The 13,155-nt window shown below is 58.0% G+C and carries 16 protein-coding genes; 8 read left to right on the forward strand and 8 right to left on the reverse strand.

Annotated features, from left to right (window positions below; all coding sequences use genetic code 11):
- Positions 1–697: 697 nt before the first annotated feature.
- The 7 genes from ACWGXE_RS12470 (at position 698) to ACWGXE_RS12500 (ending at position 6,100) form a co-directional block, all read left to right on the forward strand.
- Positions 698–1,930, forward strand: a complete 1,233-nt coding sequence (locus tag ACWGXE_RS12470) for a two-component system sensor histidine kinase NtrB (protein ID WP_447598088.1) — start codon at positions 698–700, stop codon at positions 1,928–1,930.
- On the forward strand, positions 1,927–3,300 hold the full coding sequence (locus ACWGXE_RS12475) for a sigma-54-dependent transcriptional regulator (protein WP_447598089.1): 1,374 nt from the start codon (positions 1,927–1,929) through the stop codon (positions 3,298–3,300). Before ACWGXE_RS12470 ends, ACWGXE_RS12475 begins: the two co-directional genes overlap by 4 nt.
- Before the next feature lie 185 nt (positions 3,301–3,485).
- The gene (locus tag ACWGXE_RS12480) at positions 3,486–3,896 is read left to right on the forward strand and encodes a response regulator (protein WP_447598090.1); all 411 of its coding nucleotides are present in this window, start codon (positions 3,486–3,488) and stop codon (positions 3,894–3,896) included.
- Positions 3,897–4,145: 249 nt separating this feature from the next.
- Positions 4,146–4,412: a hypothetical protein gene (locus ACWGXE_RS12485; protein WP_447598091.1), complete on the forward strand. Its 267-nt coding sequence runs from the start codon at positions 4,146–4,148 to the stop codon at positions 4,410–4,412.
- A gap of 243 nt (positions 4,413–4,655) precedes the next feature.
- Entirely contained in the window at positions 4,656–5,171 is a 516-nt protein-coding gene (locus ACWGXE_RS12490; protein ID WP_447598092.1) for a hypothetical protein, read from the forward strand.
- Positions 5,172–5,213: 42 nt separating this feature from the next.
- Complete coding sequence (locus tag ACWGXE_RS12495; protein ID WP_447598093.1) at positions 5,214–5,663, forward strand: DUF421 domain-containing protein; 450 nt, start codon at positions 5,214–5,216, stop codon at positions 5,661–5,663.
- 20 nt (positions 5,664–5,683) lie between these two features.
- Entirely contained in the window at positions 5,684–6,100 is a 417-nt protein-coding gene (locus ACWGXE_RS12500; RefSeq protein WP_447598094.1) for a low affinity iron permease family protein, read from the forward strand.
- Here the strand turns inward: ACWGXE_RS12500 and ACWGXE_RS12505 are convergent.
- The 8 genes from ACWGXE_RS12505 to ACWGXE_RS12540 all read right to left on the reverse strand — a co-directional run bounded on the left by ACWGXE_RS12505 (position 6,095) and on the right by ACWGXE_RS12540 (position 12,356).
- Positions 6,095–7,264, reverse strand: coding sequence for an outer membrane beta-barrel protein (locus ACWGXE_RS12505; protein ID WP_447598095.1), 1,170 nt, complete (start codon positions 7,262–7,264; stop codon positions 6,095–6,097). The genes ACWGXE_RS12500 and ACWGXE_RS12505 overlap by 6 nt on opposite strands.
- 108 nt (positions 7,265–7,372) lie before the next feature.
- Positions 7,373–7,657 (reverse strand): PepSY domain-containing protein, encoded by a 285-nt coding sequence (locus ACWGXE_RS12510; protein ID WP_447598096.1) that lies wholly within the window; start codon positions 7,655–7,657, stop codon positions 7,373–7,375.
- A gap of 22 nt (positions 7,658–7,679) precedes the next feature.
- Positions 7,680–7,925 carry a BON domain-containing protein gene (locus ACWGXE_RS12515; protein ID WP_447598097.1) on the reverse strand — a complete coding sequence of 82 codons (246 nt, stop codon included), beginning with the start codon at positions 7,923–7,925 and terminating at the stop codon, positions 7,680–7,682.
- Positions 7,926–8,045: 120 nt separating this feature from the next.
- Entirely contained in the window at positions 8,046–9,764 is a 1,719-nt protein-coding gene (locus ACWGXE_RS12520) for an HAD-IIB family hydrolase (protein ID WP_447598098.1), read from the reverse strand.
- Between the two features lie 228 nt (positions 9,765–9,992).
- The gene (locus ACWGXE_RS12525; RefSeq protein WP_447598099.1) at positions 9,993–10,292 is read right to left on the reverse strand and encodes a hypothetical protein; all 300 of its coding nucleotides are present in this window, start codon (positions 10,290–10,292) and stop codon (positions 9,993–9,995) included.
- A 52-nt stretch (positions 10,293–10,344) separates the two neighbouring features.
- The gene (locus tag ACWGXE_RS12530) at positions 10,345–10,896 is read right to left on the reverse strand and encodes a Slp family lipoprotein (protein WP_447598100.1); all 552 of its coding nucleotides are present in this window, start codon (positions 10,894–10,896) and stop codon (positions 10,345–10,347) included.
- Between the two features lie 12 nt (positions 10,897–10,908).
- Entirely contained in the window at positions 10,909–11,475 is a 567-nt protein-coding gene (locus tag ACWGXE_RS12535) for a Slp family lipoprotein (protein ID WP_447598101.1), read from the reverse strand.
- 29 nt (positions 11,476–11,504) lie between these two features.
- The gene (locus ACWGXE_RS12540) at positions 11,505–12,356 is read right to left on the reverse strand and encodes a hypothetical protein (protein ID WP_447598102.1); all 852 of its coding nucleotides are present in this window, start codon (positions 12,354–12,356) and stop codon (positions 11,505–11,507) included.
- A gap of 584 nt (positions 12,357–12,940) precedes the next feature.
- Here ACWGXE_RS12540 and ACWGXE_RS12545 point away from each other — a divergent pair.
- Complete coding sequence (locus ACWGXE_RS12545) at positions 12,941–13,132, forward strand: hypothetical protein (protein WP_447598103.1); 192 nt, start codon at positions 12,941–12,943, stop codon at positions 13,130–13,132.
- Positions 13,133–13,155 lie beyond the last annotated feature (23 nt).

The raw sequence follows: 13,155 nt of genomic DNA on the forward strand, positions 1-13,155 counted from the left end.
CCTTCTTCAGCCTCTCGCTCTCGTTGCGCACCCACGAAAGCATAAAGGTTGCCAGCGCGCGCGAAACCCGGTAACTGCCCGATTCTATTCGGCAATGGAGGCGCAGGCACCGCGCGCGACGCTCACATGGAAGAAGCCGTCGGCAGACGAAGTATCCCGCAACAGGAAAACCTGTCACATTCAGAAGGAAATGAGGATGAGAAATGAGCACTGAAAAATGACGGTCCTGAAAGAAAAACCTCGGACTCTTTGTCTCCTTCACGGGACAAGTTGTTCCCCCGGGCCGGTAAAAGGGGTTTACTAAAGATCGCGAAGACTCTAGGATTTTCTGGGAAATAGGCTGCCGACAGGCTGCCCATCAGCAGCTTTTCCCGGATAACCGAAGACAGGCTGGCCCTCCGCGATGCTGGGCCAATCCTGGCATTTCTCAGCGTCCAGGCTTGCTTGCGGGCGGATATGCGGCAGCCGCGTCTTCGATACATTGATCTGCCGGACTTTTGTCGCCGGAGAGTTCAACTGCCGCCAATTGAGACAGGCATCGCTCTCGCAATCTGTGCAGGGTTTATCGTATTAAGGTGTCGATCTGCCGGACCGGGGATCAAGCCGACGACAGTCCTGCAAACCTCGGAAACGTTCCCCTTGCGCTTGGAATCATCGCAAGGTCCGTACGGCAGCCGGAACAATCGGGGCCAAGGAAGTGAACAAGGAACGGGACCAATTGCTGGTCGAACAATTCGGCCGCCAGCGAGCAGAAGAGGCGTTACACGACGCACAGGTGCGGTTCCGGAGCATTTTCGAATCTTCCCACGACGGATTCGCCTACATGACGTTCGAGGGCGCCTTCGTGGAGGTGAACAGCGCCCTGGAGCGGTTGACCGGCTATTCGCGGGACCAACTCTTGATGAAGACACATGGAGATCTCATCGCGCCGGACTACCGGGCGATCGAGGAAGCCGAACGGCGAAAGCTGCTTAGGGCGGGCCAAGCGATTGAGTTTGAACTCCAATATCGCACGATGCGCGGTGAGCCGGTCCCGGTCTGCGTCAACATCTTCGTCGTGCGGGGCCGTGACGGAACCGCCACGGGCCTGGCGATGATCGTCAAAGATTTTACGGAGCGGAAACAAACCGAGATGGCGCTCAGGAGAACCGCCGAGGAGCTCCATAAGAAGAATGAGCAGCTGGCCCAAGCAAACCAACTGCTGTCCGCCGCTCAACGGACAGCGGCACGGGTCCAACGGCTGTCCGCCATCGGCCAATTCGCGGCCACCGTGGCCCATAAAATCGGCACGCCGCTGACCGCCCTCTCCGGTCACGTCCAATTGCTCAAAGAGGAGCATTCTCTGGCCCCGCATGTCCGTGCGAGGCTACAAATCGTGGAGACCCAGATAGAACGGACATCGACGATCATACAGGATTTGCTCGTCTACGCCCGCCGGCCCGATCCGGTCCGATCCATTATCGACATCAACGCATGCCTTCAAGATTCCGTTGCCTTGTTTCAAACAGAATGCACGCGGCTACAGGTCACGTGTACATTGACGCTGTCCCCTGATCCGGCTTTGGTGTCCGCGGATCGGCAACAGTTGCAGGAAGCGCTCAATCATTTAGTCGAAAATGCGCTGCAATCGATGCCGGCCGGGGGAGCTCTGAACATTCGGGCATACACGGCGGACGAAGGCGGCGCCGAATCGGATAAACGTGTGGGTATCGACGTCGCCGACACCGGTACCGGGATCGAACCGGAGCATTTAGCGCCCATCTTCCAGCCGTTCTTCACCACGAAAACCATCGGGCGCGGAACGGGACTGGGACTCGCCATCGTTCAAGAAACCGTCCGCGCCCACGGCGGACGAATTACGGTGGAAAGCGCGCCTGGCAAGGGCTCCCGCTTTACCATCCTGCTTCCGCTTGTGAGGTCATCGCTATGAAACTTGATCACTGCAATATTCTCATCGTGGACGACGACGCCGAAACGCTGGCCTTGCTCCATGAGATTTTGTCGAAAGAAGGCTATGCCATTTCCACGGCGCCCCACGCGAAAGCGGCGCTGGAACATATCCGGGAACATACTCCGGATCTGATCATGACCGATATTCACATGCCGGACATGGACGGGTTGGCTTTTCTCGCCGAACTGCGGACCCAACAGCTAGACATGCCGGTGATTTTGATGACCGCCTATGGGTCGCTCAAAACCGCCGTGGACGGCATCAAAGCGGGCGCTTTCGATTATCTCAGTAAGCCGTTCATCATTGATGAGGTCCGGCTGGTGGCCCGGCGCGCCCTGGAGCATAAATATCTCTCGACGCAAAACCAAGTCTTACGTGAGCAACTCAAAAGCCGCTACCGATTCGATAATCTGGTCGGTAGCAGTCCCGCCATGGTCGCTGTCTATAAGTCCATTGCGCGGGTGGCGCAGACCGAAAGTACGGTGTTGTTGCAAGGAGAAAGCGGGACGGGGAAAGAATTGATCGCCCGCGCCATCCACGCCAACAGCGCCCGAAGCGGCGGCCCGTTCGTCACGGTCGACGGAGGGTCACTTGCGGAAACCCTGTTGGAATCGGAACTGTTCGGACATGAGCGCGGGTCCTTCACGGGAGCCGTGGCCGCAAAAAAAGGGCTGCTCGAGAAAGCACATCTCGGTACCTGCTTTCTGGACGAGGTCGCTGACCTCTCCCCCGCGCTCCAAGGCAAACTGTTGCGGGTGATTCAGGAACGGGAAATCCGCCGGGTCGGCAGCACCGCGTCGATGGCCATTGACGTGCGCATTATCGCCGCGTCAAAGAAACAGCTCGACTCGCTGGTCAAGGCAGGCACCTTCCGCGAAGATCTGTTTTACCGGCTGAACGTCGTCTCAATCGATATTCCACCGCTCCGCGAGCGGGTTGAGGACATCCCGCTTCTCGTCCAATTTTTCATCCAGACCTATGGGGCGGCCAAAGAAAAGCCGGTCACCGGCGTCTCGCCCGAAGCGATGGAACTCCTTCTGCGCTACTGGTGGCCGGGTAACGTGCGGGAACTCGAGCATGCGATCGAGCGGTCGGTCGCATTGACGCCTCATTCCATTATTTGCCCGGAAGATCTCCCGGCGGCCGTAAAAAGCGCGACGGTCCAGACGGTCGCGCAGGCCCAAGGCTGGGTCACGCTGACGGACTTGGAGCGGGATCACATTCTCCGCGTGCTGGAGTCTCATGACCGGGACCTGGGTCGATCGGCTTTGATTCTGGGCATCCACCGCAAGACTCTGCTTCGCAAGCTGAGGCAATATGGGGTCGCCGCCCAGTTCGGAGTCGGATAACCCGCCGGACATCTTGTCTGATCCGGCTGCCAATCTGTCTTGCTGTCCCGCCTCCGCTTCCGCTGTAGGCGCCAAAATCCACCCAATTGCCTGAATTTCATCTCGCGTAGGCAGTGAAGGTCGCGGCCCACAATTTGCTCATCCATGGCTGCGGCGGATGAAACCCGCCAAGGAAGGGGGCCGGGATGCGAGGCGAAGATAAACGAATTCTGCTGGTTGAAGACGATGAGGATATTCGCTGCTTGCTGGCTGATTTGTTCCAGCAGGAAGGCTATCAAGTCCATCAAGCGGCTGACGGCCGCGAAGGATTGGCCGAAATGAAGAAGCGCCGTCATCATGTCGTGCTGTGCGATTACCATATGCCGAATATGGACGGGCTGACATTCCTAGACGTGAGCCGACTAGTCTGGCCGGACACGCCGGTCATCATGGCCTCATGCGATTCCGACCTGATGGAACGGAAAGACAGTCAGCCCTTGATGAGCGCCTATACCTGTCTCTCCAAACCCTTCGACTTGGATGAACTCGTGACGGCGGTGCAGGAAGCAGCGAGCCACACACACGAGTCACAGTTACGCTATACCGCATCACGGTGACCGCCGGGGACAACCGCACGAGCAGCCCCAGGCTCCGTCGCCCAAAAGACTGCCTGTCTCGGACGGAACATTCTTGCCGGGCGCACCGGACGAGATTCGCCATACCCGACATGAACATAATCTTGATCCCAAATATGGCGTGTGGCTCGCGCTTTGCACACAAGCAAATGTAACGGGGGATCAGGCCACAAACTGGCAGGCGAACGTGAAGAGTCGAACGGTACAACTCAAGCTAAAGGGGAGGCTCCCATGATGAAATTCTTTCAGAGCATTCCGGCGCTCGTCATCGGCATGGCATTGGCCGGACTGCCCGCCTATGCGACGGAGGCTGATAAGGCACCCAAGCAACAGGGAAGTGAAACAAAAACGCAGAAACAGGAACAGAAACAAAAACGCAGCGATACTGGTCCGCAGGGTGAAGAGCAGACCGGTGGCGCAGGTCCCAGCGGCCCGAGCAGCGGCGGCAACGTCAAGGCTCCGCAACATGAGGGAGCGGGCTCCAAACCTACGCACTGAAGGTTGTCGCATGATTCGTGACCGGCCGGCCGTAGTCCTAGCCTTGGCCATCGCCGTAGGCTTGGACTGGTTCTGCCTCCCGCGCTATGCGAGGCCTCAGTCCCAGCCGACACAACCTCGGCCGATTCCTCCTGCGCCGTCCCCACCTCCGCCGGCGCAGCCTCTGCCCCCTGCCCCTGTTCCTCCGCCGCTGCCGGAGCCCATTCCACCTGCGCCGCCCCCCTTGCCGCAATCGGCTCCATCATGAGCGCGCCCATCGTCCGAGTCGGTGATCTCGAGATCAATCAGGATCTTCCGGTCCAGCACCGCATGTGGAGGATTCAGCGCGTCGGATGGGCGGCAATGGGGCTGATCGTTCTGTCGGGTCTGGCTGGATTATTCGGTCACGGGCCTTTGAGCGACACAATCGCCGGCGACATTCATGGACCGCTGTGGGTGGAGTATGAGCGGTTTGGACGTTACGAAGGCTCCTCCGAGCTACGCATCCATGTGAAGCCCGGACAGGCGTCCAATGGCTCGGTCCGGATATGGCTCGGTCCGGACTACACCGGCCGCGTGAATATCCAGCGCATCACGCCGGAGCCGGTGACCAGCGGGATGGCTGATAACGGCCTCCTGTTCGAGGTGACCATGACCGGCAAGCAAGAATCGGGGATCATCACTTTGAACCTCCAATTTATCGATGTCGGCTGGGTGACTGGTGAACTCCGCTCGCCGGGCGTGGCCGCGATACCGGTGCGGCAGTTTGTCTATCCCTGAAGGACGAATGGACCGACATACAATACAACGGAAGGAGTGAGAATGGATGCTGTCTTACGGGCTCTCGCTGTCTATCTTTTCCTGCTGTTGATGTTTCGGCTTGCGGGGCGGCGAACACTCAGCGAAATGACGAGTTTTGATTTCGTCCTTTTGTTGATCATCAGCGAAGCGACGCAGAACGCGATGATCGGCAATGATTATTCGATGGTGAACGGAATGCTCGTGATCACGACGTTGGTCGGGTTGGACGTCCTCTTTACCAACTGGAAACATAGAAGCGCGTTCATCGAGCGATGGCTTGACGGGCTGCCCCTGGTCCTCGTGGAAAACGGACGGCCCTTGGAAGCATTGATGGATCGCGCGAGAGTCGATCGCGAGGATATCCTGGCCATTGCGCGGAAGACGCAAGGGCTGGAACGGATGGATCAGATTAAGTACGCCGTGCTTGAAGTGGGCGGCGGTATTTCGATCGTCCCGAAAAGTCAGGACTGATCCACGAAACGAGGCCTCCGATGGATACATCTGTAACGGAATTTTTTCATACCTTTGCAAAACGCGCGTCCATCTGGGTCGGGAGCCCATGGGCGTTCATTCTGGCCGTCTTCGTCGTCATCGTCTGGACCGCGACCGGTTCGCTGTTCGATTACTCGGACACCTGGCAACTGGTCATCAATACCGGAACGACGATCGTGACGTTCCTCATGGTATTCCTGATCCAGAACTCGCAGAATCGCGATGCGAAGGCGATTCATCTGAAGCTCGATGAGCTGGTCCATAAGATGAAAGGCGCGCGGAACAGCCTGATCGACCTGGAGGATTGCACGGACGAGGAATTGGACCGGCTTCAGGAGCAATTTGAAGCGCTGCGGCGTAAAATGCGCGGAGGAGAGCTTCATGGGGCGCTGGAATCGAGCCGAAAGCCGTCATGACTCGAACGCCCACACAAGCGAGAATAGGAGCAGATGTTGGCTCTGCACGAGCCGCGGAACCCCAGGGGCCGCATCCCCGCCGCGAAAGAATCCGCCTTCCTTGCCTGTCGAATTATCATACCGATATTCCAGGCGCGTGAGCCAAAGCTGCCGCCCGACGTGCCGCCGATATTCGAGCGTCGTGGTGACGGCCCATAGGAGCTGGCGCGCATCCGTCATGCGGCCATTGCGATCCCAGAATACTTCCGGCCTGACCGAAAGACTCCATGGCCCGGACAGATCCCAGCGCGTGAACAGCGCCGCTCCCATCCAGAACGTCCGCTCATGATTCGCCAAATCGGTCGCCCGCTCCGTTCCGATGTCATACGCGAGGGCCATCGTCAATCCATCGCCGTTCCATTGCAGCTGGGTGTCCGAAAAGAATCGCCAGAATCGGAGGGACGTGTCGGATTGGTCCGGCCCATAATACACATTCTGCGCCAGCACCACCCGCCTCGCCACCCGCCAGTCCACTTCCGCGCCGTAGCTCGGCAGGTTATTGGGGTGGGCCAGGTGCTGAAACCCGTTGATGACATGCAACCCGACATCGATGTTGTGGTTGATCGCGTAGCGGCTCCCGAGCCCGAATAGAAAATTCGGCGAATAGTCCGTGATGTAGGCTCTCGTATAGTTCAGATTATTCTTCGCGTAGAACGATTCGTAGTTGATGTAGCCTTGCATGAGTCCGGCGGTCAGCATCAAGCCGTTGCCGACAGGCGCCAGGTAACTGACGTTCGCTCGGGAGAGATGACGCAAGACATCGGCCCCCGGCACCGGCCTGCCACGTCCTTCCTGTTCATTGGGGACGAGCGCGTCCATGTCGTATCCGGCTTGGCCAGCGAGTTCCATCCCCCATTCCCCGGTGCGATGCGGTTCCTTGTGAAGATAGCCGAGCGCCATATTGGGTGCGAACTCATTGGTGCGAGGAGTCGTCTCCTTGCTGCGCCAGCGGTGATTTTCAGGAAAGTCAAAGTCGAGACCGTAACTGACATCGACCAGCGTTCCGTACTGCCAAGGATTCGGACCTACGGATGGAGCTTCAGATGCGGCGAGAGCCGGCCATGCGCGCCCCAGCAAGGTTGCGCACATGGCCGACATGGTGATAAGGGCGAGAACAGCGGTCATACCTACTGCCCGGGTTCCGCTGCACGCAACAGGTCGCGGACGCTGATCTCTGACGGCCTTCCTCATGAGGCTTGCGTGAAGAGCCTCCTCAGGCGGCATCGCGGGCGTTTATTTCAATTTGTAAACTTTTCCGGTCCCCGCGTCCACATAGACCTTTCGTTTGTCCTGTTTCGCGTCGATGAGCTCCACTTCATACATCGCGCGCCCGTCTTCTTTCTCCAATTCCGCTTCGACCGCGCGCCCGTCCGTCACGGTTGCTTCGGCCGTCCGGACCGCTTCAATCAACGAAATGTTCGTGCTGCCGACCAGATCCCGTTTGCTGCCGTGGCTACAGCCGCCGGCCATCAAAGCCATGCTTCCCACGACCATGGCCCCGAATACGATCCCTTTCATAACGCCTCCTTTTTGAGTGTGATTACTGCTCCACCTGCACCTTGTTGACCACCTTCGACACTCCCTCGATTTGTTCGGACAGCCGCTCGGCCTCTTCCTTATGGCGGTACTCGTCCACTTCTCCGCTCAAATAGATCACGCCTCTGTGCGCGCTGACATCGACCCGCAGCAGATTCACCGGTTCATGGTCATACAGTGACTGCTTGACCGCGCGGGCAATGCCGTCATCCTGCTCCCTCGCCATGTCGGCGCAACCAATGACTAGCACGTGCGCCGCCACAACAACCGCGAAAGCGATTTCTCTATCAATCCGGTATTCAGCCATCAGCCGGGGAGCCGCACATCGCGTCGACAATTCCTCATTTCTCATTCCTCATTCCACACGTCATCAATCCTTCGCGGGAACGGTGTAATGCTCCTCGATCGCCGTTCGCATGAGACGGCGGCTATCCTCCGGCGTGAGTGCGGCGTCATTTTCAATCCGCCTGGCTGCTTCGGCGAGCACTTCATCTTTGATCCCCTCTACAAACCATTGCGAGTAGTCCCCGCGTCGCAAGTGGTATTCCCACGTGGCGTCATCCACACCATCGGCGATCTGAGCGAAGAGGATCAGATTTTGAGCTCGAAGATTGAGGCGCCCGGACGGGCCGCGGAAGTAGAAACTGCGCTCAGCAGGCAGCTCCCCTTCCGCGTATTTGCGGCGGTGACGACGGCGGTCCATCTCGCTGGGCGCGATGCGCAACCGGAACGGCGGCTCTGTTGTTGCGCGGAGCCAGATAATCCCCTCGCCCGGCGAGAGGGATTGCTGCGGCACAGCCGGACAGGGTTCACCTATCGCCGTGCAGAAGCTTGCCATCGTCCGGTCCGGCGCTTCTCCAAGCATGATGGCTGTGTCGATCGTTTTCAGCACGGAACGCTCTATTTGTTCGGGATGGACGGTGACATAAATCATGCAGGACAACTTCTGCGCCAGGACGAGCGAGGCTGGGTTCCAGTCGGACGGTAACAGATGGTGGGTCTCATCCACCAGAATCCAGTGCGGCCGCCCGGTTTTCGCGCGCAGCTCCTGAAGGCGCGGGACAAGGCCAAGAAAAAACGACGGCCGGTCTTGAAGAGGCAAGCCGACCAAATTCACGACGACGTTGTTATCCGGCTTATCCAGGGCGGTAAGGATTTCCTGCACGCTCGGGCCCCGTTGCCCTGTGCCCAGAATGACAGCCTCGGTAAAGGCCTCATAGTCCCCTTCGGGATCGATGACACAGAATTGATAGCCGCGCTCGGATAAGCGCTCCAGAATGCCGGTCGCAACGGTCGATTTACCGCTGCCGGATGTGCCCGCCAACAGCACGTTGCCCCACGCGGGATGCAGGGTGACATCCGATCCCTCCTCGCGCTTCCCGAGCAGAATGCGATGGCGGCTCGGTTCATGCTGATCGCGCTGAAGATCATTTTCCAAAAGATCCGCGATTATTTCCTCCACTCCGGCGCCGCGGGCCCCCATCGTCGTACGATCCGCCGCTTCCTTCAGCATCGGCACCGCATTCGCCACCGCCACCGCGTACTCCGACAAACCGAGCAACGCATGGTCATTCTCTCCATCGCCGATCGCAACGATGTTGTGCGGAGAGAGATCCAACTCTTTCAGCGCCGCCATGAGCCCGGAGGCCTTGCTGATTCCGGTCGGCAAAATCATGACCGCGCCCTTATTGAATACAATCCGTAGCTCCAACCCCATGTCACGGATGACTTCCAGCGCGATCCGCTCATGCGGATGGCGCGTCGCCACAATCGACTGTCCGACGCTCACATCCTCGACGCCCCGCCGCCGCAGTTCCTCGACAAACGGCGCCGATGGAGCCGGCGCGAGCACATTCAGCTCCTTGGACGCCGGCCGATAGAGCACCGCGCCGTTTTCCGCCACCACTCGCTCGCACAGATCAAGCCGCGGAAAAATTTCCAAGAGATCAGGAAGCACCCGGCCTGTGACCAGGATCAGCTTCCGCCCCGACCCGACCAACCGCTCCAGGGCGGTGATGGTCTGGTCCGGCACGATCCCGTCCGTCGCGAGCGTGCCGTCATAGTCCGCCGCTAATGCGAGATACCGCATATCGATAAATAGATGATCCGGTGATGTGACAACTTGGCGAAGCGCGGCTTTTTAAGATGGCACGTCACAACATCCGCAATGCTTCGGACCCTCGCGTCTCCACGCAGAAGACACTGCCGCCTCACCATCTCGGCGGCGTCCGCAAACGTGACGCTCATTATTCTTCGCGTCGCGGACCTCGCGTGGCGTCTCCGCAGTGTCGTCACGAACCGTCATGAATCATGCGGGCTAAAGCATACCTACGGGTCGTTCTTCGTTGACTGTCAGTCTTAAGCGGCCCTGGCGAACCGGTTCGTCAGGGTCGCGGGTATAATGGGTTAAATCCTCCCCGATTTCGATGTCCCGTAACGGCAAGGTTACCCGTTGCTTCATATGGGGAGCGGCAGTCTCCAATGCGAGACTGACGACCTCATCCGTACAGTCTGTCACTTGCGCATTGAGATCCCGCTCGTTGAGGAAATCGACGGTGACCCGCTCCTCTTCATTAATCCAAGGCTTGATCATGCGAGCTTTTTCATCATTGTCCATCACACGCTCCCTCGCTCATCGTCGTGCTCCCGGATCTCGTTCTGTCCTACCGTCACTCACCGGAGACGCGGCGGCTGTCCCAGAAGATGAATGGGCGATACCCGACGAATGGCGAACTTAGAGGATATCGAGTCAGGCCTACCTGGCGTTCCCATACTGTCATATCCCGTATTAGCAACGCAGGCGCGTCATATGAGTCGTGATCAAGCCGGGAAGGGACAACCCCTTGGACTTCGCCGATGACCGTGACGAGCGTCCCCTTTTTCAGCGCGCCCGCGTCCTTCATGTCTTGCTTCGCATCGATCGCGAGAAACCGCCCTTTCGATGCGGCCTTGGAATCCAGCGGACGTAACGTCCGATCCAAGGGTAATTGGAGAATTTCGACCGTAATATTGTCTCTTCCGAGGGATGTGCTCAGGATTTCTCCCCCCCACACGACGGTCTCTCCCCGATAGGACTCAGGGGTCTTCTCGACCTGTTCCAACCCAATATCCCGGCGCACTTCGCCGTCCAGATGATCAGGAATCACCTCATAGGTCGAACAGCCGGTGACGGCAGCGACCATGATGCATGCCCCCGCCGTCAAGATCCGTGTTGTCACCATGCCTTACTCAACTCAACTGCCCGGCACTCTGGTCCCGTCCCAGAACACATACGGCCGGTATCCATAATAATAATGTCCGTAGTAAGGACCATAGTAGGGATACGCCATGGCCCTCGACATTTTTCTGTCCCATATCGTCATGTCTCGGATCTGGATCACGGGGTACTCGTGAGGCCCCAGATCCGAGACCAACGATTCAGTTCCCTGTATCTGTCCGATGATCGTGACCCTCGTTCCTTCATTCACCACCGCAGGGTCAAGAATCTCTCCTTGTGTATCGAAGGCCAGAAAGCGGCCGTTCGATTCCACGCGTTTTCCCGCCGGAATGAAATCATCGGTCAACGGCAGTTGCAGCACTTCAAGTCGCGTGCGGTTCGGCAACCGCGTCGCTTTCAACACCTCTCCTCCCCATACTACGGTTTCTCCCTTGTATGTCGCAGGACTCCCCTTCGCTTCCACGAATGAGAGCTTCTGGTTGACCCGTCCCTGGTATTCCTTTGGAATAACCTGATACCGATTGCAGCCCGCCAACGCCAGTATCGCCAGGACAATCACCACATAGGAGGCTTTTGGTGTCATAACGACTTCCTTCTCTACGGCAAGCGTTCTCAGCGTCCCTTCTGAGGCGGCACCGCAATATCAACCACCTTATTCTCGTTATCGACAAGAAGAATCACGGACTCCCCCTTTTGAAGCTTGGAGATGCGGTCTTGCATGATCTCGCGCACCTCGAACGGCTGCTCTCCTTCTCCCGTCTTGATCGTAATCTTATCGGCATGCAACGGCTCAACCACCGTCCCATCGACCCGACGATTCGCCCCTTTTATAGACGATTTATGAGCGGTGTCTGCCGGTTGCCCTTTGATGGCGTCCATGCTGGCGAACGTCCCGTCGCTGATTTTATTCGTTTCATCAATCAGAAATAACGCGGGCGTGCCCACAGGAATAGACGCGATCTTGCTGCGCGCCTGGGATCTGACTTCAAACGAGGATTCCTTTCCATTGTCCTCCTTGATCACCACCCTTTCCTGCCCGATCGGCATATCGTCCGCAATTTTTCCCCGCACGATCCTGTGATGGCTCGACGAGGGATCATCCAACGGATGATAGTCTACGATCAGATTTTGCCCGTTGACCGTAATGACGAGATCATCGCCGGCCTTGATATCGGGAAAGCCCTTTTCTTTTGCCTGGCTCAACGGCAGGAATCGAGGCTGCACTTCGCCGATATTGACTTTGATCTGGTCCGACGTGACCGCTTCGACTTTGCCAAGGACCGCTTGATTGCCCTGTAATAATTGTTGCTCCCCTTGGTCCTTCGCTTGCTGCGCGACCGTGCGGGCTTGCGCCGGATCGGTCACCTTGAGAGCTTGGTAATCGACCCCCTCACCGTAGGCCGGAGTAATGAGGGCCACGGACAGGGTGGCTGCAATCGTCAATGTCGTCTTGAGATCGTGCATGAATGAACTCCTTTGTTCGGTTATGGTTTGACGGCGACGGACATGCCGACTCGCCGCGATGCTCATTATGGGTTTTCGATCAGAAGCCTTACGCGCACCGTGTGGTTTCGTCCCGTCGTGACCTGAATCCGTCTCTTCATCGGCCGCCCACAATGCCTACGCGGCTTGCGCCCGGTGAATCGAACTCTCACTTGGAGGAGGCCGATTGTATCGTCACGGGCTCCGATAATAGCCGGTACATGACTCCGTACAATTACCGCATCGAAGTCTCTCCAACGCAAAATATAGACCTAACCGCAGGATCGATCAGGCCGCTGCGGCGGCGTGCCGCTTCTCCTACAGAGACAAGGTCGCAGGCTGCTTCTTTGATCTCGCATAAAGCCGGGCTTAGATCATTTCAACCACTTTGGAGAGGACAACTTGTCTCACGGGGGACAAGCCATCCGAGTTGAACGACAGATCCGTTGTACACGGACAGGACTATCGCGCGTGGGAGCACAATCTACTTGCTCCATCAGGCATTCATTTTGCTTTTTTTAAGATTCGGGCTCGGCCAGGACGGCAACATAGACAGGAAATGGCGTATGAACAGTATGATCGTAATCGTGCTGCTTCTGGCTTCGGCTTTAGCAGCCCCGTTGCTGGGTTCGGCCGTCGTGGCAGGGCTCGTTGCCGGTTTCAGTGTCGCGATCTTCTTGCTGTTGTTTGTCGCCGGGTGGGTGGCGCAGAACTACATCGACACGGCCGGCGCACGCCGCCCCACGTCCTATCCCTAATTTACTTCACGGCATACCGCGCG

The sequence above is a fragment of the Nitrospira sp. Nam80 genome, assembly GCF_965152575.1.